The sequence below is a fragment of the Streptomyces sp. NPDC048484 genome, from assembly GCF_040651415.1.
Lineage (GTDB): Bacteria > Actinomycetota > Actinomycetes > Streptomycetales > Streptomycetaceae > Streptomyces.
Genome location: NZ_JBEZJY010000049.1, coordinates 20,525 through 45,461, shown reverse-complemented (window position 1 = coordinate 45,461; position 24,937 = coordinate 20,525). Strand labels below are relative to the sequence as shown.

Genomic DNA, 24,937 nt, shown 5'->3' with positions numbered 1-24,937 from the left:
TTTCTGACGAAGGAAGAGAGCAGACCGACAGCCATGGCTGAGGCGCAAAATATCCCTGTGGGCTCCACCACCGCAGGCCAGATGGCGGTGGCCGCCGAGTCGACCGTCGCCACGCGCATGAGCGCACCCCCGTCCTTCGACGTGGCGGACTTCCCCGTCCCCCACGGCCGTGAGGAGGAATGGCGGTTCACCCCGCTGGAGCGGCTGCGCGGGCTGCACGACGGCACCGCGGTCGCCACCGGCGACGGTGTGAAGGTCGACATCGACGCGCCCGAGGGCGTCGTCGTCGAGACCGTCGGCCGCGACGACGACCGGCTCGGCCGGGCGGGCACCCCGGCGGACCGCGTCGCCGCGCAGGCCTACTCGGCGTTCGAGAAGGCCGGCGTCGTCACCGTCCCCAAGGAGACGGTGCTCACCGAGCCGATCCGTATCGCCGTGCACGGCGAGGGCGGTGTCGCCTACGGCCACCAGGTCATCGAGCTGGGAGCCTTCGCCGAGGCCGTCGTCGTCATCGACCACACCGGTGACGCGGTGCTCGCGGCCAACGTCGACTACGTCCTCGGCGACGGTGCCAAGCTCACCGTCGTCTCCGTCCAGGACTGGGACGACAAGGCCGTCCACGTCGGCCAGCACAACGCGCTGATCGGCCGGGACGCCACCTTCAAGTCCTTCGTGGTCACCTTCGGCGGCGACCTCGTACGCCTCCACCCGCGGGTCTCCTACGCAGGCACCGGCGGCGAGGCCGAGCTCTTCGGCCTGTACTTCACGGACGCCGGCCAGCACCAGGAGCACCGCCTCCTGGTCGACCACAACGTCCCGCACTGCAAGTCCAACGCGGTCTACAAGGGTGCGCTCCAGGGTGAGGGCGCCCACGCGGTGTGGATCGGCGACGTCCTCATCGAGGCCGCGGCCGAGGGCACGGACACGTACGAGATGAACCGGAACCTGGTTCTGACCGACGGCGCCCGCGTCGACTCCGTGCCGAACCTGGAGATCGAGACCGGCGAGATCGTCGGTGCCGGACACGCCTCGGCGACCGGCCGCTTCGACGACGAGCAGCTCTTCTACCTGATGGCCCGCGGCATCACGGCCGACGACGCCCGCCGGCTGGTGGTCCGCGGCTTCTTCGCCGAGCTGGTCCAGCAGATCGGCGTCGACGACATCCAAGAGCGCCTTCTCGTGAAAATCGACGAGGAGCTGGAGGCGTCGGTCTGATGACCACCACCTTCGACCGTGCCCGGTTCACCCGGGTCTGCGGGCTGAGCGAGCTGGAGGAGGACACCCCGAAGCGGGTGGAACTCGACGGCACGCCGGTCTCGGTCGTCCGTACCGAGGGGGAGGTGTTCGCGATCAACGACATCTGCTCGCACGCGAACGTCTCGCTCTCAGAGGGCGAGGTGGAGGACTGTCAGATCGAGTGCTGGCTGCACGGCTCCGCGTTCGACCTCAGAACAGGCAAGCCGTCCGGCCTTCCCGCGACGCGCCCCGTCCCCGTATACCCCGTAAAGATCGAAGGGGACGACGTGTTCGTCTCCCTCACCCAGGAGTCCTGAGGTACCCATGGCAACGCTTGAAATCCGAGACCTGCACGTCACCGTCGAGGCCGACAACGCCACGAAGGAGATCCTCAAGGGCGTCGACCTCACCGTGAAGCAGGGCGAGACACACGCCATCATGGGCCCGAACGGCTCCGGCAAGTCGACTCTCGCCTACTCCCTCGCGGGTCACCCGAAGTACACGATCACCAGCGGCACCGTCACCCTCGACGGCGAGGACGTCCAGGAGATGTCCGTCGACGAGCGCGCCCGCGCCGGCCTGTTCCTGGCGATGCAGTACCCGGTCGAGATCCCCGGTGTCTCCGTCTCCAACTTCCTGCGCACCTCCGCCACCGCCATCCGCGGCGAGGCCCCCAAGCTGCGCACCTGGGTGAAGGAGGTCCGGGAGGCCATGGAGCGCCTCAACATGGACCCGGCCTTCGCCGAGCGCAACGTGAACGAGGGCTTCTCCGGCGGTGAGAAGAAGCGCCACGAGATCCTTCAGCTGGAGCTGCTCAAGCCGAAGATCGCGGTCCTCGACGAGACCGACTCCGGTCTGGACGTCGACGCCCTGCGTGTCGTCTCCGAGGGCGTCAACCGCGTCCGTGAGAGCGGTGAGGTCGGCACCCTGCTGATCACGCACTACACGCGGATCCTGCGCTACATCAAGCCCGACCACGTGCACGTGTTCGCGAACGGCCGCATCGCCGCGTCCGGCGGCCCGGAGCTCGCCGACCAGCTTGAGGCCGAGGGCTACGACAAGTACGTGAAGAGCGGCTCCGCGGGCGGATCGAACGCAGAGGAGGACATCGCGTGACACATCTGCCGGGCCTCCTCGACACAGAGGCGATCCGCAAGGACTTCCCCATCCTGGACCGCCGGGTCCACGACGGTCAGAAGCTTGTCTACCTGGACAACGCGGCGACCTCGCAGAAGCCGCGCCAGGTGCTGGACGCACTCAGTGGCTACTACGAGAACCACAACGCCAACGTCCACCGCGGCGTGCATGTGCTCGCGGAGGAGGCCACGGCGCTGTACGAGGGCGCGCGCGACAAGGTCGCCGCCTTCATCAACGCGCCGAGCCGCAACGAGGTGATCTTCACGAAGAACGCCTCCGAGTCGCTCAACCTCGTGGCCAACATGCTCGGCTGGGCGGACGACCCCTACCGGGTCGACCACGAGACCGAGATCGTCATCACGGAGATGGAGCACCACTCCAACATCGTCCCGTGGCAGCTGCTCGCGCAGCGCACGGGCGCGAAGCTGAAGTGGTTCGGCCTGACCGACGACGGCCGTCTCGACCTGTCCAACATCGACGAGGTCATCACGGAGAAGACGAAGATCGTCTCCTTCGTGCTGGTGTCGAACATCCTGGGCACGGTCAACCCGGTCGAGGCGATAGTGCGCCGAGCGCAGGAGGTCGGTGCGCTGGTCTGCATCGACGCCTCCCAGGCCGCCCCGCACATGCCGCTGGACGTACAGGCCCTGCAGGCCGACTTCGTGGCCTTCACCGGCCACAAGATGTGCGGCCCGACCGGTATCGGCGTCCTCTGGGGCCGCCAGGAGCTGCTGGAGGACCTGCCCCCGTTCCTGGGCGGCGGGGAGATGATCGAGACGGTGTCGATGCACTCGTCGACGTACGCTCCCGCCCCGCACAAGTTCGAGGCGGGCACCCCGCCGATCGCCCAGGCGGTCGGTCTCGGCGCGGCGATCGACTATCTGAGCGCGATCGGCATGGACAAGATCCTCGCCCACGAGCACGCGATCACCGAGTACGCGGTGAAGCGGTTCGCCGAGGTCCCGGGCCTGCGGATCATCGGCCCGACGACGGCCGAGGGCCGCGGCGCGACGATCTCGTTCACGCTGGGTGACATCCACCCGCACGACGTGGGTCAGGTGCTCGACGAACAGGGCATCGCGGTCCGGGTCGGACACCACTGTGCACGGCCTGTCTGCCTGCGGTACGGAATTCCTGCGACCACGCGAGCGTCGTTCTATCTGTACTCCACGGCGACCGAGGTCGACGCACTGGTCGACGGCCTGGAGCACGTACGGAACTTCTTCGGCTGAGGAGCTGGCTGAGTCGTGAGGCTTGATTCGATGTACCAGGAAGTCATCCTGGACCACTACAAGCACCCGCACGGGCGCGGTCTGCGGGACGGCGACGCCGAGGTGCACCACGTCAACCCGACGTGCGGCGACGAGATCACGCTGCGCGTGAAGTACGACGGCACGACGATCAGTGACGTCTCGTACGAGGGCCAGGGCTGTTCCATCAGCCAGGCTTCGGCCTCCGTGCTGAACGAGCTGCTCGTGGGCAAGGACCTGGCCGAGGCGCAGAAGACCCAGGAGACCTTCCTGGAGCTGATGCAGTCCAAGGGCCGCATCGAGCCGGACGACGCGATGCAGGAGATCCTGGAGGACGCGGTCGCGTTCGCCGGGGTCTCGAAGTACCCGGCCCGCGTGAAGTGCGCGTTGCTGAGCTGGATGGCCTGGAAGGACGCGACGGCCCAGGCCCTGGGCGAGGCCGGCGCCGAAAGGAAGACAGCATGAGCGAGACCATCGAGATGAAACCGGCCTCCGAGGAAGAAGTCCGCGAGGCGCTGTACGACGTCGTCGACCCCGAGCTGGGCATCGACGTCGTCAACCTCGGACTGATCTACGGCATCCACGTCGACGACGCGAACATCGCGACGATCGACATGACCCTGACGTCGGCGGCGTGTCCGCTCACCGACGTCATCGAGGACCAGGCCAAGTCCGCCACGGACGGCATCGTGAACGAGCTCCGCATCAACTGGGTGTGGATGCCGCCGTGGGGCCCGGACAAGATCACGGACGACGGCCGCGACCAGCTTCGGGCGCTGGGCTTCAACGTCTGAGCACCCTCTGAGTCCTGCCTGTATGTGCGTACGTGCGCGGCCCCCGGCGATTGTGCCGGGGGCCGCGCACGTGTGCGGGTGCGGGTGCCTCAGCCCAGGCCCTTGACCAGGCGGAACGCCGAGTCCGCCCGGTAGAGACCGTTGTTCTCGTACGAGTCCAGGCGGAGCCGGAAGTCGCGGTGCCGCAGGAAACGGCCGCGGTAGTTGACCGACTCCAGCATGACCGCGTCGGAGAAGGCCGACGGGCGCGGACAGAACGTGGCGTCCTTCTTGAAGAGCTCGGAGCCGTTGTGGCGGTCGGCGCGCAGCCGGAACTGGGCGTGGCGCAGATAGCGGCCGTCGCCCAGCGAGAACGAGACGCAGTCGGCGTCGGCGAGGCCGGGGACCAGCTTGAAAGAGGCTGCCTGCCTGGTCCGGGACGAGCTGCGCGAGTTCACCTGGTCGAGCCGCACGGAGTCGCGGTCGAGGCGCCAGTAGCGGTCGGTGTAGTTGACCGCCTGGATGGACTTCCGCGAGGACGAGGGAGTGGACGCCGGCGGCTTGCCGGAGGACGCGGCCTTCGACTTCGACGGCCGCGGCACCGGCTCGGAGCCGGCGCCGCCCTGCTGGTCCGCGGGTGACGTGGAGCCCTCCGCGGTGGTCCCGGAGGGATCGGGGGCGGCCAGACCGCTCTTGCCGCTGGGCGCCGTGGCCGCGGTGGGCGGGGCGGGCACGAGCAGTTCGTCCGTGGCGGAGGCGTTCTTCGTCCGTTCCTTGGACGAGGTGTCGGTGTCCTTGTCCAGCACGGCGACCGTCGTCACGGTGGAGGCGAGGACCGCCAGCAGCAGTGCTCCGGCCAGCCAGAGCCTGCGCGTCCCGGGTATGCGGGACTGGTCCAGGGTCTCGCCGGTCTCCCACACCTTCGCAAGGTGGGCCGACGGATCAGGATGGGATTCGGTACTTCTTTCGGGCATGCGCGGTTCCCCCCGGCGTCGCCGTCGAGGGCGGACGCGGTGCGGTCATGTGTCGTGGAGCAAGTGGAACTAGTGGAACAAGTGGAGCAAATAAAGCAAGTAGAACGAGAGGAGGCGGAGGTCACGGGCACACGGGGCGGCCCTGGTCGGGAGAGCCGTGTGCGCGACGAGGGGAACCTTAGTGGAACTTGTGCGCGTCGAGTAAGCATTCCTGAGAGCGGTTTCTACCCGAACTCACGGCGGTCGTCGGCCGATTGACGCCCATCTTCGCGTTGGTCGGCCCAGAAAGATAGTTTAAGGCTTAAGGATTCGAGATCAGGGCCCTGAGGGCGGGGTCCGGCGCCTGAGACGCAAGTTGAGCGCAGGCTCGGGCGCCGAAAGGGTGTTCTGCTAGCGCCTTCCGAAGACGGACAGGAGGGCGGCGATCCGTTCGCGGCTTCCGTTGTTCTGGACCGGGGCCGCCGTGAGGACGTCCAGGTGCTGGTAGCCGGGGAGAACGACGGGGTTCTTGTCCGCCGGGATGTGGTCCGCCAGGATGCCGTCACCCGCGACGAAGGTGATCGCCGGATTGGCGGTCAGTCCTTCGGGGTGCGCCATGTGCCGGGCGATCCGCGGGTCGTCCACGAAGGAGAGGTCCGTGACGAGCTTCGTCGGGAAGTAGTCCTCGGTGAAGTCCAGCGGCTGCTCGGAGAGGCTCCGGGCCAGCTCCCCGATGTCCGAGACCTCCTTGGCGGCCGTGGTGAACGGCGTGCCGTCGGCCGAGCGGTGCACCGGGTCGTCCGACGCGCCCACCCGGTCGAAGTCGCGCCAGGTGTAGAGGGGGCCGCCCGGCTCGTCCGGGATCGCCTTCAGCTCCGTACCGAACAGGGCGGGCGAGCCCTGGACGTCGTTCGAGACGGGGAAGTCCTTGTCGGCGAGCCGGCCGCCGTCGAAGAGGCCCACACTGCTCTGGATGAAGGACAACGGGGCCGAGTTGTCGTCCATGAAGGCGCCCAGGACCGCCTCGTTGGTGAGCCGGAAATCGCGGATCGCCGGTTTGCCGCTCAGGAACACGGCCGCGTTCTTCGAGAACATCGTGCGGGTCGTCGTCTCGATGTTGGAGTTCGCCGGCAGGGCGTTCTGAAGCGTGGACTGCGTGTCGGGCGCGACGCGCGCGGCCAGACCACTGATCGCGAGCACGTTCATGATCTCCGGGTTGATCACCGCGGGGAGGGCCAGGAAGCGGGGCAGGACGCCGGTGCGCAGACCCGCCTGTACGGCGGTGTACCCGAGGCCCGTCTCCGGGACCGTGCCCTTGGGCAGCAGGCCGCCGTTGAGGGTGCCCGAACCGCCGTTCAGGTCATCGAGGTTGACGGCGATCGTCGTGTCCAGGGCGAAGTAGCCCGCGCACTGGTTGTAGCCCGCGTCCGACTTCGTCGCGCTGTTCCCGTCGAAGTCCCAGGTGGCGAAGGCGCCGGTGAGCACCCCGCCGAGCGAGTGCCCGCCGCACAGCACCTTCTCCTTGCGCAGCTTCTGGTCGGGCAGCTCCGCGGTCAGCAGGTCGTACTGGTCACGGACGGTCTGCTCCAGACCGACCTCGCCGAGCCAGCCCACCTGATCGCTCGTCAGGAAACCGTCGAAAGCGCGGCCGTCGACCTTCTGGCCCTCGTAGTAGTAGCCGACTGCCTTGCTCGCGCTGCCCGTTGCGATACCGGCGTTGTCCTCCAGGCAGTTGGAGCGCCGGTCCAGGGCCCAGAACTCGATGTGCTCGCCGTTGTCGGCTGCCGCTCTCACCGTGTTGCGGGCCACGCTGTCGAAGGCCCCCGCGCCCTCCAGGATGCCGGGCTGGGCGACCAGGATCCGGTCGGCGTCGGCCGACCTCGCCGGTCCGTCCGAGGAGCGGTAACGGAGGTACGACAGCCGGTCGCAGCGTGCCGGGCGGCTTCCGGCGGTGGCGGGCAGCGGGATCCGCAGGGAGACCTGGGTCTCGGTGACTCCCGTGACCGGGGAGGCGGAGGGCACCGGCGTCTCGGTACGGGCCTCGGCGGCGGCCAGGGCTCCGTCGAAGCGTGCTCCGTCGACCGGTGCTCCGTCGGTAGAGGGCGCCGCGGTCAGCGCGGCCACGGCGAGCGTTCCCGCGGCCAGCGGGCGCAGCCGGCGGGCACGGCGTGGGGGGACTCCTGTGCTCATGATTGTCTCCATCGGGGGCGACAGCGGTCCGGATTACCGCACAGTAACTACCGGTAACTTCCGTGTGCCATAAGGAAAATGAGCGAACGGGGGCGGGCCGCTGCGCACATTCCCACAGGCGCCTCGCGGATCGGCCCTGGACGGTCGCCGCGCGCGCCGCCCTCCAGGATCCCGGTGCCGAGGAGTGGGGCCGGGACTTCGCCGACCTCCTCACCCGCCGCACTGACCCGGTGACCGCGCGGGCGCTGGTGGCGCTGATCGACGGGATCTGCCTTCAGGTACTGCTGACGGGGGCGCCGTACGACGAGGAGTACGTGCGGGAGGTGCTGGCGCGGGTGATCGTCTGAGGAGCGGAGGGCACAGGGGCAACGGGGCAGAAGGGCGGAGGGGCGGAGAGGGATGGGGGCCTGAGGGGATGGGCCCGGCTCGCACCCTGAGACGTCCTCGCCGCCGGTTGGCCCGTACCGCCCCCGGGCAGTTAGGTTGCCCTCATGACCGACACGACTGCTCCTCGTACCACCGGCGCCGTGGCCGCCGGGCTCGCCACGATCGCCGCCGACGGCACCGTCCTCGACACCTGGTTCCCGGCCCCGGAACTGGTCGCCGAGCCCGGCCCCTCCGGCTCCGAGCGGCTGTCCGCCGAGCGCGCGGCGGAACTGCTCGGCGAGGGCGCCGTGAAGGCGATCGGCCCGGACGCCCGCCGTGGCGTCGAGGTGGTCGCGGTCCGCACGGTCATCGCCTCACTCGAAGAGAAGCCGCTGGACGCGCACGACGTGTACCTGCGCCTCCACCTGCTCTCGCACCGCCTGGTGAAGCCGCACGGGCAGAGCCTCGACGGCATGTTCGCGCACCTCGCCAACGTCGCCTGGACCTCGCTCGGACCGGTGGCCGTCGACGACGTGGAGAAGGTCCGGCTGAACGCCCGCGCCGAGGGCCTCCACCTGGCCGTGACGTCCGTCGACAAGTTCCCGCGCATGACGGACTACGTGGCCCCCAAGGGTGTCCGGATCGCCGACGCCGACCGGGTCCGCCTCGGCGCGCACCTCGCCGCGGGCACCACGGTCATGCACGAGGGCTTCGTGAACTTCAACGCCGGCACCCTCGGCACGTCGATGGTCGAGGGCCGCATCTCGGCCGGTGTCGTGGTCGGGGACGGCTCGGACATCGGCGGCGGAGCCTCCACCATGGGCACGCTGTCCGGTGGCGGCAACGTCCGCATCACCATCGGCGAGCGCTGCCTGATCGGTGCGGAGGCGGGTGTCGGGATCGCCCTCGGTGACGAGTGTGTCGTCGAGGCCGGGCTGTACGTCACCGCCGGGACCCGGGTCACGATGCCCGACGGGCAGATCGTCAAGGCCCGTGAGCTGTCCGGGGCCTCGAACATCCTCTACCGCCGCAACTCCGTGACCGGGAAGGTGGAGGCGCGGCCGAACAACGCGGTGTGGGGCGGGCTGAACGAGGTTCTTCACAGCCACAACTGACACGCCACACACGCCACGACTGAGCCGCGCGGCGGCTGTTTGCGACGAGCGCCCTTCCGCTACCGCGGGAGGGCGCTCGTTGTGGGTCGGGGGCGGGCCGTGAGAATTCCCGGGCCGGTCAGGCATAGCCAGGGCACGCCAGGCACGTCAGTACGGGTGGGAGCGGGGGAGACGCTCGCGCGGGGAAGAGACGGTGACGGTGACTCCTCCCCCTCGTGATCGAGGGGGCTTCTCGCTATGCCGGTTGGGCGTCGCGACGGACCAGCCCGGCCCGTAGAACGTTGATCGCGCCCACCGTGTCCGCGTGCGCGTTGTGGCCGCACGCCTGGCAGTGGAACTTCTCCTGTGTGGGCCGGTTCTCCTTGGCGGTGTGCCCGCATTCGGGGCACCGCCGTGAGGTGTTGCGGGGGTCCACGGCCATCACTTCCCGCCCGGCACTCTCAGCCTTTGCGTTCAGGATCGTCAGGAACACCCCCCATCCGGCATCAGCGATCGAGCGGTTCAGACCGGCCTTCGAGCCGGCCCCGTTAGGCAGGAAGGTGCCTGGCGTCCTGGGATCGGGCTTCGGCGCGGGAGCCTTGCTCATGTTGCGGATCTTGAGGTCTTCGTGCGCGATGAAGTCGTGCTCACGGACCAGGCCGAGCGCGGTCTTGTGTGCGTGGTCGAGCCGTTGGCGGCGGACCTTGCCGTGCAGCTCGGCGACCTTCTCCACAGCGCGCTGGTGGTTCCTGGTGCGGTCCTTGGCCTTGCGGCGCGGGAACCGGGACAGGGCCTGCTGTGCTGCTTCGAGCTTCGCGGCGGCCCTGCGGCCGTGGCGCGGATTCTCCACGAAGCCACCGTCCGAGTCGGCGAGGAAGTTGGCGATGCCCAGGTCGATGCCGACCACGCTGCCGGTGAGCGGCAGCGGATCGGGCTGGTCCTGCTCGGCGGTCAGCACGACAAACCATTTGCGTCCCTCGCGCTTGACGCTGACGGTCTTGACCTTGCCGACCACGGCACGGTGCTGGTTGACCTTGACGTGCCCGACACCTTGGAAACGGACGCGGGTCACGGGGGCGTGCGGGGTGGAGTCCCAGCGGCAGCCGTCCCCATCCTTGGGGAAGTCCACCGTGTCGAACCAGTTCACCCCGCGAAAACGCGGATAGCCGGGCGCCTCACCGGACGTGACCCGGCGGAAGAACGCGGCGAACGCCTTGTCCAGACGGCGCAACGTCGCCTGCTGTGACGAGAACGACCAGCGTCCCTGACGTTCAGGGTCGAACGAGCGGATCTCCTTGAGCTGCGCGGACTGCTGTCCGTACGTGACGCTCGTCTTCGAGGCGTGCCGGTAGGCGTCCCGGCGCTCCTGCAACGCGCCGTTGTAGAGCGAGCAGTGATCCCGCAGCATCTCAGTGAGCGCAGCCGTCTGGCCCACGGTGGGCCGCATGAGGAACTTGTACGCACGGATCATCCGGCCCACCCCCTTCCTGGTCAGCTCGCGTGATCATACTACGCTTGGTCTATGTCACCACGCTGGGAGCCAGATCCGGACCTTCGCAGGGGCCGTCATGTCATCTGCGACCTTCACGTTCACTTGGTCTTCGTCACGAAGTACCGGCGCGGCGTCTTCAACGACGAGATGCTGACGCGCTGCGAAGAGATCATGCGGGACGTCTGCGAGAGTTTCGAAGCAGAGCTGCGGGAGTTCAACGGCGAAGACGACCACGTGCACCTGCTTGTGCACTACCCGCCGAAGGTCGCCCTGTCCAAGCTCGTCAACAGCCTCAAAGGCGTCTCCTCCCGGTACCTGCGCCAGGAGTACACCGGCACGATGAACCGGGCGATCACGCACGGCCACCTCTGGGCACCTTCGTACTTCGCAGGATCCTGCGGCGGCGCGCCGCTCCAGGCCGTCAAGGACTACATCGAGAACCAGAAGCGGCCCGCCTGACCGCCACCCCGTATACGCAGAGAACTCCGGCGCTGCCCGCCTCCGGTCCCGGGATCGCATCCCCTCCCGGCGCAAACGCCGGGATTCCCTGCGAAGATCAGGGGACGGATGCCCAGGGGCACGAGCGGTTCCGGGAGTTCGTGGAGAACCGGTCGTCGGCGCTGCTGAAGACCGCCGTGCTGCTCAGCGGCGGGGACCGGCACGCGGCCGAGGACCTGTCGCAGAACGCGTTGATCAAGGCCGCCGGGCGCTGGCAGCTGATCAGACGGCGGCCACCAGCCGCTCGTACTCGGCCAGCAGCCCGTCGGTCGCTTCCCGGCCGGCGGGCCGCAGCGGTGCCCGCACCGGACCGGCGGCCAGGCCCAGGGAGTTGAGCAGGGCCTTCGTGGTGACCGTACCGGGCAAGCCCGAGGCCATCACCAACTCGATGAGGGCGTTGGCCTGTCGCTGGCGGTGAGCCGCCCCTTCGGTGTCTCCCGCGTCGAACGCGTCCAGGATGCCCCGGAGCAGGCCGGGCACGACGTTGGCCACCGTGCTGATGTATCCGGCGCCGCCCACCGCGTACAGGGCCAGGGCGTACTCGTCACAGCCCGTGTAGTACGCGAGATCCGTGCGGGCCAGCACCTTCTGGGTGCCGAGCAGGTCGTACGCGCAGTCCTTCACCGCCACGATCCGCGGGTGCTCGGCGAGCCGCAGCATGGTCTCCGGCTCGATGCGGGTGCCGGTGCGGCCCGGGATGTCGTACAGGGCGAGCGGCAGTGCCGAGGCGTCCGCGATCTCCCGGAAGTGCGCCTCGACAGCGTCCTGCGGGGGCCTGCTGTAGTACGGGGTGACGACCAGCAGGCCGTCCGCGCCGGCCTTCTCGGCCTCCCGGGCCAGCTCGACGGTGTGCAGGGTGTCGGAGGTCCCGACGCCCGCGACGATCGCGGCCCGGTCGCCGACGGCCTCGACCACCGCCCGTACGAGCGCGGACTTCTCGGCGTCCGTCGTGGTCGGGGACTCCCCGGTGGTCCCGGACAGCACAAGTCCGTCACAGCCCTCGCCCACCAGACGCTCGGCCAGCCGCTGGGCGCCGTCCAGATCCAGCCGCCCCTCGTCGGTGAAGGGCGTGACCATCGCGCAGAGGGCACGGCCGAAGGGGCGGGTACGTGAGGGTGGGGTCATGGAGGTAGTTTCAGCCCACCCACGTGGAAGCTCCACTTAATTTTTCTACGTGTTATTCGTAAGCAGATCTACTTAATCGTTGGCAGTGGGCTGCAGGCTGCGAGCGCGGGTCCGGGATGGGGTGGTGAAGGGGTAGTGGCGGCGCAGCCGGGTACCCGGGCGTTCCCCCCGGACGAAAGGAGGCGGGATGCCATGACCGGGACCACGGAACGGCGGCCGGACGAGCAGCACTCGGTGGGTGAACTCGTCGGACAGGCCACCGAACAGCTTTCCGAACTCGTACGACAGGAAATGCGGCTGGCGAAAGAGGAGCTGACGGAGAAGGGGCGGCGCGCGGGGCGCGGCGGCGGCCTGCTCGGCGCGGCCGGTGCCGTCGCCTATGTGGGGCTGATGGCCCTGGCGGCGACTGGTGCCGCCGCACTCTCCCTGGTGCTGCCGGTGTGGGCGTCGGCGCTCATTGTCACAGCCGTGCTCTTTGTGATCGCAGGCGTGCTGGCGAAGACCGGCCGTGCGCAACTCGGCCGCGCCACCCCGCCGATGCCCGAGAAGGCGCTCGGCAGCGTCCGGGCCGACGTCGAAGAGATCAAGGAAAGGGCGCACCGATGAAGGACAGCAACGACGCCGTAGAGGCCGGCGGGGTCTCGGACAAGCCCGCCGGAGGGGCTGAGGGGCCGGACGAGTTGCGGCGCCAGATCGAGCAGACCCGCAGTCAACTGGGTGACACCGTAGAGGAGTTGGCTGCGAAGGCCGATGTGGGGGCCCGTGCGCGGGCCCGGGGCGCGGAGTTGAAGGGCAAGGCGTCCGAGGCAGGTCACGTCGTCCAGGAGAAGGCGGCGCAGGCCGGACACCTGGTGCAGGGCAGGGCCACCGAGGCCGGGCACGTAGTACAGGGCAGGGCCGTCCAGGCCGGGCATGTGGTTCAGGAACATGTGCCGCAGCCGGTGCGTAACGCGGCGACCGCGGTCGTGCAGGCAGGACTGCGCCACCCCAAGCCCGTACTGATCGCCGGCGCCGGAGCCGGCGCGGTGGTCGCGGCCGGGCTGCTGCGGCGGCGGCACAACGGCCACCGCTGAGCTTGTTTGACCTGAAGCCTGGTTGAGGTCGGAGGGTGGGTGTCGCACGCGTTGAGCAGCGATCACCGGAGGTTGTGATGACTCGTCGTACCGACACCCACCCCGAACTGGCCCGTCCCGAGGTCGGAGCCCCGTTCTTCAGCACCTGGCGGGTGGGAACCCCGGAACGGCAGCAGGCTACGGTCGAATCGATCGCCGCCACCTGGGAGAAGCGGCCGTGGCCGGCCGAGGGGCTGCTCGGGTACTACGTCTACACCGGGAACGACGGCACGACCCTGCTGCACCAGTCGCAGTGGCGGAGCGAGCAGGAGTACGAGGCGTTCGTGAAGGTCCACCGGCAGGAGCGGGTGGACGAGATCGATGTGGCCGTGCCCGGCATCGAGCGGGTGGGCATCGACCGGTACCGGCGCTACCGTAGCGGCGTCCGGGAGGCGGATGCCCGGGTGCCCGGCTGTGTCGTGATCGTCGAGATCGAGTTCGAAGGGGCGGACCCCGAGCGGCAACGGGCCTGGGTGGACGCGGTGTTCGAGGCCCTGGAGAGCGAGCCGAACCCGCATCCCGGCGGAATCTCCGCCCACTTCCACCTGAGCACCGACGGCACGAAGGTCCTCAACTACGCCGAGTGGGAGAGCGCCGAGGCACACATGGAGGCGATGGGCGCGCCGGGCGACGGGGTGGGGTCGCGCACGCCGCAGTGGGAGCGCGTGCAGACGTACCCCGGTCTGAAGCAGTCCACGGTCGGCCGCTACATCTACGCCCTCGGTCTCGTCCCCGAGTGATCCTCGGCTGACGGCTGACGGCTGACGGCTGACGGCTGACGGCTGACGGCTGACGGCTGACGGCTGACGGGTGCTGTTGCGGTTGCGGTTGCCTCCGTCGGTGTCTCGGAAATCCGTCGGGAACAGGGTTCCAGTGTCGGATTTCCGGGATATCGCGACCGTGGCTGGCTCCGCATCGGCGGTGCGGCCGAAGGTGAGCGCGGAAACAGACGACCGCGGCGTGTGCGCGCCGCAAGGGGGAATTCCGTGAACGCCACAACTACCGCGACCGCCGCGACGGCCGCGAGCGTCTCGCAGGGCCGGCGGGCGGCCACGCTCGTCATGGCCTGCGTGGGCGTGTTCGTCGCCTATCTGCCGGTGACCACCGTCTCGGTGAGCCTGCCGGCCATCCAGCGGGCGATGCACGCCTCGACCGCCCAACTGGCCTGGGTGTCCGACGCGTTCGTCCTGCCCATGGCCGCCCTCATCCTCACCGCCGGGGTCGTCGGTGACGTCCACGGCCGTAAGAGGGTCTTCCAGGCGGGCCTGGCGTGCTGCGCCGCCGGCGCGGTCATAGCCCTGTCGGCCCAGTCGATCGAGGTCCTCTGGATCGGCCAGGCCTTCGCCGGGGTGGGCGCGGCCGCGCTGCTGCCCACGACTCTGGCACTGATCAGCCATGTCGTCCCCGACCCCAGGGAACGCGGCAAGTTCATCGGCCTGTGGGCGACATCCTTGTTGTCGGCCCTGGCCCTCGGCCCGATCATCGCCGGGATCGTCCTCGAACACTTCGCCTGGCGGTGGATCTACCTGCTGGCGGCCCCCGTCTCGCTCGTCGCCATGGTCTGCGCGGCCCGGCTGCTGACCGACTCCCGCGCTGCCGGCGCCCGCCGGCTGGACTGGCCCGGCCAGATCACCGCGGCGCTGGCGATCACCGCGCTGGTCTACGGGGTCATCGAGGGCGGCGCCGGCTCCTTCTCGGACGCGAAGGTGCTGGTGGCCCTGTTCACGGCCGTCGTCAGCGGCGTCGCCTTCGTCCTCGTGGAGCGGCGCAGCGACAGCCCGATGCTCGACCTGAAGCTGTTCCGCAGTGCCGCCTTCAGCGCCACCACTTTGGTCGCCATGATCAGCTTCCTGGGTCTGATCGGGTTCTTCTTCGCCCTCAGCCTCTACTTCGGCATGGTCCAGCAGCTCAGCACCCTGGAGGCGGGCGTCCGGCTGATGACGGTCAGCCTGATGGCCATCCTGGTGGGAGCACCGGTCGGCCGCCTGATGCACCGGCTGTCGGCACGCGCCCTGATCACCGGCGGTCTCCTCGTCAGCGCGGGCGCCCTGCTGTCCCTCATCACGATCGACGCCGACACCTCGTACGTCTCGCTGGTCTGGCGGCTGGCCCTGCTGGGCCTCGGCATGGGCCTGGTCATCACCCCCATGACCGCCACCGCGGTCGCCTCCGTACCGCACCACCTGGCCGGTATGGCGGCCGCCGGGAACAACGCCTTCCGGCAGGTCGGCGGCGCCCTCGGCCCGGCCGTCCTGGGCGCCCTGCTCACCAGTCGGGCCACCGACTCCCTGTCCGGGCACCTCGCCGAGGCGGGCCTGACGGGCGCCCAGCGGAACAGCGTCGTCTCGGCCGTGGACGAGGGCGGCCTCGGCGCGGTCGCGCGGATGGACCTGGGCCCGGCCCAGGGGCGTGCCCTGGGCGCGCTGTCCGAGGCCTTCCTCGACGGCCTCCACCTGTGTCTGATCGTGTCCGCGGTCCTGACCCTGCTCGCTGCGGCGGTCGCGGCCCTCCTGCTGCGCAGCCCGCGGCAGGCGACGACCGTGATGACTGGCTCGGGCTCGGGCGTCGGCTCGACCGCCGGAACTCGACCGCCGGTAGGGATGAACCCGCGGCGGTGATCCGGCGTCTTACCGGGTGCCCTCCGTGGGGACGGGATGGGCGCCGGTACGAGGTCCGGGCCCAGGAATACACTCCTGGGCCCGGGCCTCACTGTCCGGGTCGGTCCGGGTCCCGCGTATCCGGCCCCTCCTCGGTACGATGATCTTCAGCAGCCAGCAGCCCGTGCCCACCTTCAGTGAGAAGAGCGGAAGCGATCCGGTGGCGTCCCGTGCGCTCGACCCCCTCGATCTGAAGCTGATGCAGGCGCTCCAGGTGGACGGCCGTGCGCCGTTCAGCCGGATCGCGGAGGTGCTCGGGGTCTCGGACCAGACCGTCGCGCGGCGCTTCCGGCGGCTGCGCACCACAGCGGGCCTGCGCGTGCTCGGCGTGACCGACGGGAGCAGGCTCGGCAGGCAGAACTGGATCGTCCGGCTGCGCTGTACTCCGGACGTGGCGGAACAACTGGCGGGCGCGCTGGCCAGACGCCCCGACACCTCGTACATCGGCCTGTTCTCGGGTGGTACCGAGGTGATGTGCGCGATGAAGCCGCGCTCGAAGCAGGAACGGGACGAACTGCTCTTCGACCGTCTGCCGCGCACCCCGCGTGTCATCTCGGTCAGCGCGCACTGCCTGCTGCACTTCTACTACGGCGGCGCGCTCGGCTGGCTCAACAAACTGCGGGCCCTCGATCCCGACGAGGAGGCGGCCCTGACCCCGCCGCCCGTCGAGACGGCCACCGCTCCGGTCGCCCTGGACGCGGACGACGAGGCCCTGCTCGCCGTGCTCCGGCGCGACGGCCGGACCGCACTCACCGAACTCCAGACGAGCACCGGGCAGACGGAGTCGGCGGTCAAGCGGCGCCTGGACCGTCTGCGTTCCTGCGGGGTCCTCTACTTCGACGTACAGCACGACCGCGAACCTCTGGGGCACGCCACCCACGCGATGCTCTGGCTCACCGTGGCCCCCTCCGCACTCGCCGACGTCGGGCGCGCTCTCGCGGGGCATCCCGAGGTCGGCTTCGCCGCGGCCGTCACCGGCCAGGCCAACATCATCGCCTCCGTCCTCTGCCGTGACACCAGCGCGTTGTACACGTACCTGAGTGAGCGGATCGGGGTTCTCGACGGCGTCCAGGCCGTCGAGACCGTCCTCACTCTGCGCCAGGTCAAACAGCTCACCTACGAACCCGGCCGCTGACCACCGGCTCCCCTTCAGGACACGACCGAGCCCGGCCCCCTGACGTCGGGGCCGGGCTCAGCGGCATACGACCGAAGGTGACTCCGGACGGAACCGGAACAGCACCGGATGGAACGGAACCGAACAGTTACGGGCGGAACCGCAGCACCTGCGGGTCGTGGTCGCTGATCTGGTCGGAGAACTCCGAGTTGATGTGCACGCTGTCGAACGTGAAGTCGCGGTCCTTGCGGATCGACGGGCTGATCAGGATCTGGTCGAGGACCTGGCTGTTGCCCTGATAGTCGTAGCTGTAACGCTCGCTCTCCGGCAGGGACTTGACGGCCGACCAGAGCGCGCCGTCGGCCTCCAGGAGCTTTGTGGTCTTCGAGAACTCGAAGTCGTTGATGTCGCCCAGCGTGACGACGTCCGCGTTCCGCTGCTTCGCCAGGATGTCCTTGGTGAAGCTGTTCACCGCGGCCGCCTGAAGGTGGCGCTGGGTCTCTGAGCTGCGCGCCGGCGGCTGGAACTGCGAGTGCAGCGCCTGGTCACCGCCCTTCGACGCGAAGTGGTTGGCGATCACGAAGACCGTGTCGCCGCGGAAGACGAACTCGCCCGCGAGCGGCTTGCGGCTGTTCGTCCAGGCCTCGTTCGCCGGGTCGATACGGCCCGGGGAGGCCGTCAGCCGCGCCTTGCCGTGCACCTTCGTGACGCCGACGGCGGTGGTGGCGTCGCCGCCCGCGCGGTCGACGAAGGAGACACGCGCCGGGTTGTAGAGGAACGCCTGGCGGATGTTGCCGCCCGGCTCGCCGCCGTCCGCGAGGTTCACCGGGTCGATGGACCGCCACTCGTAGGCCGGGCCGCCGGCGGCGACGATGGCGTCGGTCAGCTTCCGCATCGTCGTGTCGGCGGCGACCGTACCGTCGTTCGTCGCGCCGTTGTTGTCCTGGATCTCCTCCAGGGACACGATGTCGGGCGACTGGAGGTGGTCCACGATCGCGGCCGCGTGGTCGGCGAACGTCCCGTCCGTCGGGTCGAGGTTCTCGACGTTGTACGTGGCGACCGCGAGTTCCGTGCGCGACTGCTTGCGGGTCGTCTCGCGTTCCAGGCCGCCGGCCTCGACCGTGCCCAGGGTGCGGGCGGTCAGCGTGTAGCCGCCGAACTGGTTGTAGTCGAGGGGGCCCTCGGTGGTGCCCTTCAGGGTGTCACCGACGTTCGCCGCCGGGAAAGCCTCCGTGGCGGTGGGGACCAGCGACTGGATCTGGAGCCGGCCGGTGTTCTGCGAGGTGTACGCGCCGTAGACGGTGCCGCCTCGGCGGTTCGGGTTCTCGTGCGGCTTGACCGTCACCCAGAGCTCGGAGAACGGGTCGGTCGCCGTGACCACGCGCGAGGAGCCGATCTTGACGTTCATGCCCTCCAGCGACTCGTAGTGGTCGAGGGCGTACTTCTTCGGCCGCAGGGTGAGACCGCCGACCGAGCCGCCCGCCGCCGTGTCGCCCTCGGGCGCGTAAGCGGCAGGCACGGAACGGCTGTTGATGACCGTGGCCCCGGGCAGGGCGTTGCCGCTCGACGCCACCGTCACGGTCGGCCGGGTGATCTCGGTGACCGTCTGGTTGCCGGTCGAGGCGCCGCCCGGCACGAACTCCGTGACCGTGCCCGAGACGGTGACGGAGTCACCGACGGCGACCTTCGGCGTCGAGCTGGTGAAGACGAAGACGCCCTCACTGGTGGCCGGGTCGTTGTCCGCGGACGGACCCTGGATCCAGAAACCGCGGGACGAACCATAGGTCCGTACGCCCGTGACGACGCCGGCCACATCCGTGACCTGCTGACCCGCGAGCGGGGACGTCCGGGTGGAGCCCTGGATGTCATGGACGGCCACGGCATCCGCGTGGGCGGGTGAGGTGAGGACCACCGAGGAGACCGTGGAACAGACGGCGGCGACGGTGAGCGCGGCTATGCGTGCGGAAGACTTGCTCGGCAACGAAATCCCTCCGGGGATGTACGTGGGCGCCGCGATGCCGCCCGCGAGTATCTACGCGCGTCAATCTCGTGTCTGGCCACGGCACTTGTCAAGGTTTCCTGGCTCGACACTTCTGACAGGTTCATGAACCGGGCGGCATGGGTCCAAATCCGTCTAGGCTGAGACCGTATTTCCGGGGCGGCCGGAGCGTGTTCTCCCGGGCGGCCCGCGGAGTCCGTGACGGACGCCGAGATATACGTCCGATTGTTCGTCCTAGGAGAATCAGCCGATGTCAGACAGCTCCCCCCTGCCGCCGGTGCGTCTGCACTCCGAAGCGGAGCTCGCACGGGACGCGCTCGCCACGCCGCTCCTCTCGCGCGCCGTGCGGCTCGCCCGCTGGGCCGGCCCGGCCACCCGGGTCGGGGCCGGTGGCGAACTCGTCGAGGAACAACTGGCCACCGCCGCCGCGGAGCTGGGGCTCGACGGCGAGGACGCCGCGGCCTACGCCAGTGAGGCCTGGCGGGTGGCCGTGGACACCGGGCTCGTCGAGGTCGTGGACGAGGAGGAGGGCACGGTCACCGCCGGCGCCGAGCTGGACCTCGTCCTCTCCGGAGCACCGCAGGATGTGCTGGGACTGTGGCTCGTCGCCCTTGAGACGGTGCTGGCCGACGCGAGCGTGCCCGACCTCGACGACCTCATGGAGGCCATGGACGAGGGCGGCGAGGTCGACTTCTCCACTCTGGACTGGGACCCCGAGGCGGAGGCGGAGTTCCTCGACGGGGTGCTCGGCAACCTCTACCTGCTGACCGCCGGCGAGGACGGGCCCGGCGAGGCTCCGGTCCCGCTGCCCGCCCTCGCCGCGTCGATGATCGTGCCGGACGACATGGGGGAGCCCACCAACGACGTCCTGGAGCAGGTGTCGGACGCGATGATGCGTCTCGACGACCAGTTCCGGGTCCTGGAGCCGGTCGGCCTCGTCGACTTCCAGCCCGTCGACGAGGCCCTCATGGCCGACACCGACGAGGAGCCCGCAGCGCCCGTGGACGTCCCCCTGGACGACTCCGTGGACGACTCCGTGGACGACGCGGACGTCTCCCGGTACGGGATGGTGCGGCTCACCCCGCTCGGGGTGTACGGCATCAGGGCGCGGCTCCTGGAGGCCGGGTTCGTGGCGCCCGCGGTGGGCGACCTCGCGGACAAGGGGGCCGATGTGCTCCTCGACGGCACGTCCGTGTTTCCGCCCACGTCCGCGCAGGCGGAGACCGAGCAGTGGCTCGCCCGGCGTGATCCCCTCGACGCGGCACGCGAGTTGCTCGCCGCCGCCCGGGGCTCCGACAAGGGGGCGCCGCTGCGGCGGCTGCGCTGTCAGCAGGCGCTGTCCCTGGTCGGCACGGAGGCCGCGCCGGCGCTCCACGAGGTGCTCGACGACGCCGAACTGGGTGGGCTGGCGCGGGTCTGGCTCGCCGAGCGGGGTGTCCCGGACGTGCCCCCGCCGTCCGAGGGGATGGTCTTCTGGCTGACCGTCGACACGATCGCCGCGCAGCTTGCCGCGGAGGGCAACTCCGACGAGTTGCAGGCGCTGGTGGAGGGGCTTGCCGCGCAGCACGGGAGTTTCTTCGCCGCGGCGTGGCGGGTGGATCATCCGGCCACACCGGATGTGCTGGAGGCCATGGGGCGGCTGCATCCCGACAAGAAGGTGGCCAAGGAGGCCCGTAAGGCGGCGTTCAAGGCGCGGTCGCAGCAAGGGGGTTAGGGGGTTTTCGCCCCCGCCGCCCCTTCCCCTTCCCCTTCCCGTTGCTTCTGAGGGCTGCGCCCCCACCTGTACTCCGCCGACGACGAAGAAGCTGGCCGTGGCCGGGCGCGCAAGGAGGCCATAGTCGTCGCGGCGGCGGTGACGTTCATGGCTGGACCTTTCCAGGGCCGTGCGGTGTGTCGGTCAGCGGACGCGGGCTCTCGCCCGTCAGGGAGTTGAGGGACCGGGCCAGATGGCCGAGGCGTCGTCGCGGTCCGGGTCGGGCAGCCGGATCGGACGGACCGGGATGGGGTGTGCGCGTCCTTCGGTGACGGCTGTCCACGGTGCGGGGTGCCCGGAGTAGCACAAGGCGGTCAGGGCGAACACGCCGTCGGCGTAGACCTCGACGTACTCGCCGATGGTGAGGATGCGCAGGGTGGCGGCGGGGTCCGTCAGGACGGTCTCGCCGAGCTGGGTCCCGTCGGGACCGGTGATCCAGAGGTTCTTGCCGTCGCAGCCCACGGCGAGGGCGGGACGGTTGCCGTCCGGTCCGGTGGTGCGCAGGGTGATCTCGGCGGGCCCGGTCATGCCGATGTCGCCGACCGCGTGCAGGGCGGGGTGATCGGTCTCCTCGCCGAGCCAGGCGTTCAGGCCGGGCCACCATTCCAGGCGGGGAGCCAAATCCCCCTCCACCACAAGCGACTTCGGCTGGGCGAGCATGCCGCGGCAGTGGTCGCCGGCGTCGGTGAGACCGACTCGGCGGGGCGTGGTGTGCAGGACGACGCGGGATCCGTCGGGCGCGGCGATGACGCGCGGAGCGTAGGCGCCGGCCGGCCCGAGGGGACCCCGGCGGGCCCAGGGCCCGCGCAGGCTCGGGGCGGTCCATGCCTCGAAGCCGCGCGTGGCGCCGATGGAGCCGAGCAGCAGCCAGGAGCCGTCGTCGAGGCGTTCCAGGACCGGACACTCCAGCTCGTCGATGTCGCCGGGTGAGATGAGCGGCGGGTGGACGGTCCAGTGCTCCAGATCGTCGGAGGTGGCCAGGGCGACGCAGCCGCTGACCTCCACCGGGAGGGAGGCGTCGCTGGCGCAGACGACCATGACCCAGCCGTCCGACTCGTCATCGCGTACGACGAACGGGTCGCGCCAGCCCATGCGTTCACCGGTGCGGTACCAGCGCGGGTCCGCCTCGACGACCGGTCCGGTCCCGTGGCGGCGCCAGCCCGTGCCGTCCGTGCGGTCCGAGTAAGCCAGTCCGACCGACTGGACCGGCCAGCCGCCCGGCGTGAGACCGCAGACGCCCGTGTAGAGCATCGCCATGCGGGCGCCGTGCCGGAAGGGGTGCATGGTCCACACGGCCTGCTGGTCGAAACGGCCGGGCAGCCCGTTGCCGAAGGCGGTGCCCCGGGACTGCCAGTGGACCAGGTCGGTGGAGGTGGCCCGGCCGTAGGAGGTCTCCATCCGCAGGTGGTCGAACTCCGGTGTCCAGGGGCCCTGCAGGTGCAGCACCGCGTACGTGCCGTCCTCGTCGCGCAGCAGGGCGAAGTCGTTCACGCAGAGGCCGGGCGGGGCGTATCGCATGCACAGTTCCTGTCGGCTCCACAGCGCCCACACGCGTGCGCTGACGCTTGATAACGAAAGGGTCTCTTGAGGATCGGCCCTAGTAAATATGAACGCAAACGCTTGCGCAACAACGAGGGCAGGTTTACGGTCACGTCACCCACAGATCACACCGACGTGAAATCAACGGGAGGAATGCGCTGTGACGGCCAGCATCACCGATGTCGCCCGCGCCGCCGGAGTCTCGGCGTCCACGGTGTCCCGCGCACTGCGCGGCCGGCCGGGCGTGTCCGACGAGGTGCGGGCCCAGATCACGGTCCTCGCCGCCCAGCTCGGCTACACCGCCTCGCGTTCCGCTTCGAGCCTGGCCAGTGGCCGCACCTTCACCATCGGGGTCGTGGTTCCGTATGTGGGCCGCTGGTTCTTCGGCACCGTGCTGGACGCCGCCGAGCGTGAGTTCAGCGCCGCCGGGTACGACGTCCTGCTGTACAACCTGGGCTCACCGGAGACACGCAAGCGTTTCTTCACCAAACTGCCGGTCCGCAAGCGGGTGGACGCCGTGCTGTCCCTGCTCATCCCTGACGAGGAAGAGTCGGCCGCACTGCGCTCACTGGGGGTGCCGCTGGCCACCACGGTCGGCGGCGCCCGGCCCGGCTTCACCGTGGTCGGCATCGACGACCGGGCCGGAACGGGGAGCGCCGTACGCCACCTGGTCAACCTCGGCCACCGCCGCATCGGCATGATCGCCGGGGTCAGCGGTCCGCAGCACTGGACCACCCCCATCGAGCGGCGCCAGGCGTATCTCGACGTCCTGGCCGACGCGGGGATCGAGCACGACGCGGCCCTGGAGGCGGACGGCGACTACACCGTCGAGGGCGGCGAACGGGCCATGACCGAGCTGCTGGCCGCTTCCCGGCCGCCGACGGCCGTGTTCGCGCAGTCCGACGAGATGGCCATGGGCGCCCTGCGTGCCCTGCGCCGCCACCGGCTGAAGGTGCCGGACGATGTGTCCGTCGTCGGCTTCGACGACCACGAACTCGCCGACGTGATCGGCCTGACCACCGTCGCCCAGCCGGTCGCCGACCAAGGCGCGGAAGCCGCCCGGCTGCTGCTGCGGCAACTGGACGAACCCGACACCGAACAGCCCGGCCATGTGCAGATGCCCATCCGCCTCGTCCTGCGCGAAACCACCGCCCCGCCGCGCCCGCGCGGCCCGCAGTAGCGCCCTGAGCCCCACACCCCACGCCCGGAAAGCACGTCAGCACTTCGCACCCTCGCCACAGCACGGAGGCACAGCCATGAGCTCGACCAACAGAAAGTACCGCCGCACCGCCTGTACGGGCCTGGCCCTCGCTCTCCCTCTGGCGGCACTGGCTGCCTGCGGCGGAGGCGGCGGTACCGATGCCTCCGCCGAGGCCGGCAGCGGCAAGGGCACCATCAGCGTCTGGGCCCACCAGGGTCAGAAGAACGAGACCAGTGCGCTGCAGAAAGCGGTGAAGTCCTTCAACTCCTCGCAGAGCAAGGTCAAGGTCGACCTGAAGCTGATCCCCGAGGCCGACTACACCAAGACCATCACCGCCACCGACGCCACCAAGCTGCCGGACGTGATGGAGTTCGACGGCCCGACCATGGCGAACTTCGTCTACAACAAGAAGCTCGCCCCGATCGACACGTACGTCTCCGGCAAGACCATGACCAACGCCACGGGTGCCATCAAGGCCCAGGGCGAGATCGACGGCAAGCACTACGGCCTGGGCATGTTCGACTCCGGTCTGGGGGTCTACGGCAACAAGAAGCTGCTGGACGCGGCCGGGGTGAAGTACCCCAAGGGCCTGTCCGACGACTGGACGGCAGCTCGGTTCACCGCCGCGCTCAAGGCACTGAAGGCCAAGGACTCCGACGGCAAGCCCCTCGACCTCCAGGAGACCGCCGGCTACGCCAACGAGTGGGGCACCTACGGCTTCGCCCCGATCGTCTGGTCCGCCGGAGGCTCCCTCCTCAAGGACGGCAAGGCGGAAGGCGCCCTGGACACCCCGGCCGTGGTCTCGGCCATGAAGACCTTCCAGTCCTGGAAGACCTACGTCGACCCGAACACCGACGGCAACGCCTTCGCCAAGGGACGCGTCGCCCTGAGCTGGGTCGGCCACTGGATGTACCCCGCGTACAGCGAGGCCCTCGGCGACGATCTCGTCGTGCTGCCGCTGCCCGACTTCGGCAACGGCCCCAAGACCGGCCAGGGCTCCTGGGCGTGGGGCATCGGCGCCGACACGAAAAACGCCAAGGCCGCCGGCATGTTCCTGGACACCCTCCTGGACGACGCCAACGTGACTGCCATGACGAAGGCCAACGGGGCGGTGCCCGCCACCAGGACCGCGCTCGCCAAGAGCACCCTCTACAAGCAGGGCGGCCCGCTCCAGCTCTACGCCGACCAGCTCGCCAAGCCCTGCGGCGACAGCGACATCACCAAGTCCTGCGTCGCGGTCACCCGCCCGGTGACCGCCGGATACCCCATCATCACCTCGAAGTTCAGCGAGGCCCTGAACTCCGTCTACGGCGGCGCCGACCCCAAGAGTGCTCTGGAAAAGGCCGCCCGTGCCATCGACCAGGACTTCTCCGACAACGCCGGCTACAAGATCCCGTAGGACCCATCGGCGGGGCGGGCCAGCGCACGCCGCGCACGCCCCCGCCGGG

Annotated in this window: 22 protein-coding genes and 1 pseudogene; 17 read left to right on the top strand and 6 right to left on the bottom strand. The window is 69.7% G+C overall.

Annotation, left to right across the window (positions count from 1 at the left end):
• The first annotated feature begins 33 nt into the window (after window positions 1-33).
• From sufD to AB0D14_RS36490, 6 genes are read left to right on the top strand one after another with little or no spacing between them, the layout of a single operon-like run.
• Window positions 34-1,215 (top strand): Fe-S cluster assembly protein SufD, encoded by a 1,182-nt coding sequence (sufD, locus tag AB0D14_RS36515; RefSeq protein WP_362787416.1) that lies wholly within the window; start codon window positions 34-36, stop codon window positions 1,213-1,215.
• Window positions 1,215-1,553: a bifunctional 3-phenylpropionate/cinnamic acid dioxygenase ferredoxin subunit gene (locus AB0D14_RS36510; RefSeq protein ID WP_362787415.1), complete on the top strand. Its 339-nt coding sequence runs from the start codon at window positions 1,215-1,217 to the stop codon at window positions 1,551-1,553. The genes sufD and AB0D14_RS36510 overlap by 1 nt, the downstream gene beginning before the upstream one ends.
• Window positions 1,554-1,560: 7 nt before the next feature.
• Window positions 1,561-2,352 (top strand): Fe-S cluster assembly ATPase SufC, encoded by a 792-nt coding sequence (sufC, locus tag AB0D14_RS36505; protein WP_362787414.1) that lies wholly within the window; start codon window positions 1,561-1,563, stop codon window positions 2,350-2,352.
• Complete coding sequence (locus tag AB0D14_RS36500) at window positions 2,349-3,605, top strand: cysteine desulfurase (protein ID WP_362787413.1); 1,257 nt, start codon at window positions 2,349-2,351, stop codon at window positions 3,603-3,605. Before sufC ends, AB0D14_RS36500 begins: the two co-directional genes overlap by 4 nt.
• Before the next feature lie 15 nt (window positions 3,606-3,620).
• Window positions 3,621-4,088, top strand: coding sequence for a Fe-S cluster assembly sulfur transfer protein SufU (sufU, locus tag AB0D14_RS36495; RefSeq protein ID WP_362787412.1), 468 nt, complete (start codon window positions 3,621-3,623; stop codon window positions 4,086-4,088).
• A complete protein-coding gene (locus AB0D14_RS36490; protein ID WP_217460312.1) occupies window positions 4,085-4,417 on the top strand; it encodes a metal-sulfur cluster assembly factor in 333 nt (110 codons plus the stop codon). Before sufU ends, AB0D14_RS36490 begins: the two co-directional genes overlap by 4 nt.
• A gap of 89 nt (window positions 4,418-4,506) precedes the next feature.
• Here AB0D14_RS36490 and AB0D14_RS36485 read toward each other — a convergent pair whose 3' ends face one another.
• Both AB0D14_RS36485 and AB0D14_RS36480 read right to left on the bottom strand, forming a co-directional pair.
• A complete protein-coding gene (locus AB0D14_RS36485) occupies window positions 4,507-5,370 on the bottom strand; it encodes an AbfB domain-containing protein (RefSeq protein WP_362787411.1) in 864 nt (287 codons plus the stop codon).
• Between the two features lie 390 nt (window positions 5,371-5,760).
• A complete protein-coding gene (locus tag AB0D14_RS36480; protein WP_362787410.1) occupies window positions 5,761-7,539 on the bottom strand; it encodes a hypothetical protein in 1,779 nt (592 codons plus the stop codon).
• A gap of 176 nt (window positions 7,540-7,715) precedes the next feature.
• On the opposite strand from AB0D14_RS36480, the pseudogene AB0D14_RS36475 reads away from it, so the two are divergent.
• Both AB0D14_RS36475 and dapD read left to right on the top strand, forming a co-directional pair.
• Window positions 7,716-7,886 (top strand): annotated as a pseudogene (locus AB0D14_RS36475) (TetR family transcriptional regulator C-terminal domain-containing protein); the annotation flags it as partial.
• 144 nt (window positions 7,887-8,030) lie between these two features.
• Window positions 8,031-9,020, top strand: coding sequence for a 2,3,4,5-tetrahydropyridine-2,6-dicarboxylate N-succinyltransferase (gene dapD / locus AB0D14_RS36470; RefSeq protein ID WP_362787409.1), 990 nt, complete (start codon window positions 8,031-8,033; stop codon window positions 9,018-9,020).
• Window positions 9,021-9,255: 235 nt separating this feature from the next.
• On the opposite strand, the gene AB0D14_RS36465 is transcribed toward dapD, so the two are convergent.
• Entirely contained in the window at window positions 9,256-10,470 is a 1,215-nt protein-coding gene (locus AB0D14_RS36465; RefSeq protein ID WP_362787408.1) for a transposase, read from the bottom strand.
• Between the two features lie 51 nt (window positions 10,471-10,521).
• On the opposite strand from AB0D14_RS36465, the gene tnpA reads away from it, so the two are divergent.
• Entirely contained in the window at window positions 10,522-10,950 is a 429-nt protein-coding gene (gene tnpA, locus AB0D14_RS36460) for an IS200/IS605 family transposase (RefSeq protein WP_362787407.1), read from the top strand.
• 261 nt (window positions 10,951-11,211) lie between these two features.
• On the opposite strand, the gene dapA is transcribed toward tnpA, so the two are convergent.
• Entirely contained in the window at window positions 11,212-12,114 is a 903-nt protein-coding gene (gene dapA / locus AB0D14_RS36455) for a 4-hydroxy-tetrahydrodipicolinate synthase (protein WP_362787406.1), read from the bottom strand.
• Between the two features lie 192 nt (window positions 12,115-12,306).
• Here dapA and AB0D14_RS36450 point away from each other — a divergent pair, with 192 nt between their 5' ends.
• The 5 genes from AB0D14_RS36450 (at window position 12,307) to AB0D14_RS36430 (ending at window position 17,018) form a co-directional block, all read left to right on the top strand.
• Window positions 12,307-12,720 (top strand): phage holin family protein, encoded by a 414-nt coding sequence (locus tag AB0D14_RS36450; RefSeq protein ID WP_362787405.1) that lies wholly within the window; start codon window positions 12,307-12,309, stop codon window positions 12,718-12,720.
• Complete coding sequence (locus AB0D14_RS36445; RefSeq protein ID WP_362787404.1) at window positions 12,717-13,187, top strand: DUF3618 domain-containing protein; 471 nt, start codon at window positions 12,717-12,719, stop codon at window positions 13,185-13,187. Before AB0D14_RS36450 ends, AB0D14_RS36445 begins: the two co-directional genes overlap by 4 nt.
• 77 nt (window positions 13,188-13,264) lie before the next feature.
• Window positions 13,265-13,966 (top strand): antibiotic biosynthesis monooxygenase, encoded by a 702-nt coding sequence (locus AB0D14_RS36440; RefSeq protein WP_362787403.1) that lies wholly within the window; start codon window positions 13,265-13,267, stop codon window positions 13,964-13,966.
• Between the two features lie 321 nt (window positions 13,967-14,287).
• Window positions 14,288-15,844 carry a DHA2 family efflux MFS transporter permease subunit gene (locus AB0D14_RS36435; RefSeq protein ID WP_362787432.1) on the top strand — a complete coding sequence of 519 codons (1,557 nt, stop codon included), beginning with the start codon at window positions 14,288-14,290 and terminating at the stop codon, window positions 15,842-15,844.
• Between the two features lie 139 nt (window positions 15,845-15,983).
• Window positions 15,984-17,018, top strand: a complete 1,035-nt coding sequence (locus AB0D14_RS36430; RefSeq protein ID WP_362787402.1) for an AsnC family transcriptional regulator — start codon at window positions 15,984-15,986, stop codon at window positions 17,016-17,018.
• A 127-nt stretch (window positions 17,019-17,145) separates the two neighbouring features.
• On the opposite strand, the gene AB0D14_RS36425 is transcribed toward AB0D14_RS36430, so the two are convergent.
• Window positions 17,146-18,978: an endonuclease/exonuclease/phosphatase gene (locus tag AB0D14_RS36425; protein ID WP_362787401.1), complete on the bottom strand. Its 1,833-nt coding sequence runs from the start codon at window positions 18,976-18,978 to the stop codon at window positions 17,146-17,148.
• Window positions 18,979-19,246: 268 nt separating this feature from the next.
• Between AB0D14_RS36425 and AB0D14_RS36420 the strand changes: the two genes are divergently transcribed.
• Window positions 19,247-20,710: a hypothetical protein gene (locus AB0D14_RS36420; RefSeq protein WP_362787400.1), complete on the top strand. Its 1,464-nt coding sequence runs from the start codon at window positions 19,247-19,249 to the stop codon at window positions 20,708-20,710.
• A 207-nt stretch (window positions 20,711-20,917) separates the two neighbouring features.
• Here AB0D14_RS36420 and AB0D14_RS36415 read toward each other — a convergent pair whose 3' ends face one another.
• The gene (locus AB0D14_RS36415; protein WP_362787399.1) at window positions 20,918-22,267 is read right to left on the bottom strand and encodes a mucin-1; all 1,350 of its coding nucleotides are present in this window, start codon (window positions 22,265-22,267) and stop codon (window positions 20,918-20,920) included.
• A gap of 181 nt (window positions 22,268-22,448) precedes the next feature.
• On the opposite strand from AB0D14_RS36415, the gene AB0D14_RS36410 reads away from it, so the two are divergent.
• Window positions 22,449-23,468, top strand: a complete 1,020-nt coding sequence (locus tag AB0D14_RS36410) for a LacI family DNA-binding transcriptional regulator (protein WP_362787398.1) — start codon at window positions 22,449-22,451, stop codon at window positions 23,466-23,468.
• Window positions 23,469-23,544: 76 nt separating this feature from the next.
• Window positions 23,545-24,888, top strand: coding sequence for a sugar ABC transporter substrate-binding protein (locus AB0D14_RS36405; RefSeq protein WP_362787397.1), 1,344 nt, complete (start codon window positions 23,545-23,547; stop codon window positions 24,886-24,888).
• Window positions 24,889-24,937 lie beyond the last annotated feature (49 nt).

What these genes read in the sequence shown, in the direction of transcription:
- sufD (WP_362787416.1), top strand. Translation starts at nt 34, where the DNA reads ATGGCTGAGGCGCAAAATATCCCTGTGGGCTCCACCACCGCAGGCCAG.
- AB0D14_RS36510 (WP_362787415.1), top strand. Translation starts at nt 1,215, where the DNA reads ATGACCACCACCTTCGACCGTGCCCGGTTCACCCGGGTCTGCGGGCTG.
- sufC (WP_362787414.1), top strand. Translation starts at nt 1,561, where the DNA reads ATGGCAACGCTTGAAATCCGAGACCTGCACGTCACCGTCGAGGCCGAC.
- AB0D14_RS36490 (WP_217460312.1), top strand. Translation starts at nt 4,085, where the DNA reads ATGAGCGAGACCATCGAGATGAAACCGGCCTCCGAGGAAGAAGTCCGC.
- AB0D14_RS36485 (WP_362787411.1), bottom strand. Translation starts at nt 5,370, where the DNA reads ATGCCCGAAAGAAGTACCGAATCCCATCCTGATCCGTCGGCCCACCTT.
- AB0D14_RS36480 (WP_362787410.1), bottom strand. Translation starts at nt 7,539, where the DNA reads ATGAGCACAGGAGTCCCCCCACGCCGTGCCCGCCGGCTGCGCCCGCTG.
- dapD (WP_362787409.1), top strand. Translation starts at nt 8,031, where the DNA reads ATGACCGACACGACTGCTCCTCGTACCACCGGCGCCGTGGCCGCCGGG.
- AB0D14_RS36465 (WP_362787408.1), bottom strand. Translation starts at nt 10,470, where the DNA reads ATGATCCGTGCGTACAAGTTCCTCATGCGGCCCACCGTGGGCCAGACG.
- tnpA (WP_362787407.1), top strand. Translation starts at nt 10,522, where the DNA reads ATGTCACCACGCTGGGAGCCAGATCCGGACCTTCGCAGGGGCCGTCAT.
- dapA (WP_362787406.1), bottom strand. Translation starts at nt 12,114, where the DNA reads ATGACCCCACCCTCACGTACCCGCCCCTTCGGCCGTGCCCTCTGCGCG.
- AB0D14_RS36450 (WP_362787405.1), top strand. Translation starts at nt 12,307, where the DNA reads ATGACCGGGACCACGGAACGGCGGCCGGACGAGCAGCACTCGGTGGGT.
- AB0D14_RS36445 (WP_362787404.1), top strand. Translation starts at nt 12,717, where the DNA reads ATGAAGGACAGCAACGACGCCGTAGAGGCCGGCGGGGTCTCGGACAAG.
- AB0D14_RS36440 (WP_362787403.1), top strand. Translation starts at nt 13,265, where the DNA reads ATGACTCGTCGTACCGACACCCACCCCGAACTGGCCCGTCCCGAGGTC.
- AB0D14_RS36435 (WP_362787432.1), top strand. Translation starts at nt 14,288, where the DNA reads ATGGCCTGCGTGGGCGTGTTCGTCGCCTATCTGCCGGTGACCACCGTC.
- AB0D14_RS36430 (WP_362787402.1), top strand. Translation starts at nt 15,984, where the DNA reads ATGATCTTCAGCAGCCAGCAGCCCGTGCCCACCTTCAGTGAGAAGAGC.
- AB0D14_RS36420 (WP_362787400.1), top strand. Translation starts at nt 19,247, where the DNA reads ATGTCAGACAGCTCCCCCCTGCCGCCGGTGCGTCTGCACTCCGAAGCG.
- AB0D14_RS36415 (WP_362787399.1), bottom strand. Translation starts at nt 22,267, where the DNA reads ATGCGATACGCCCCGCCCGGCCTCTGCGTGAACGACTTCGCCCTGCTG.
- AB0D14_RS36405 (WP_362787397.1), top strand. Translation starts at nt 23,545, where the DNA reads ATGAGCTCGACCAACAGAAAGTACCGCCGCACCGCCTGTACGGGCCTG.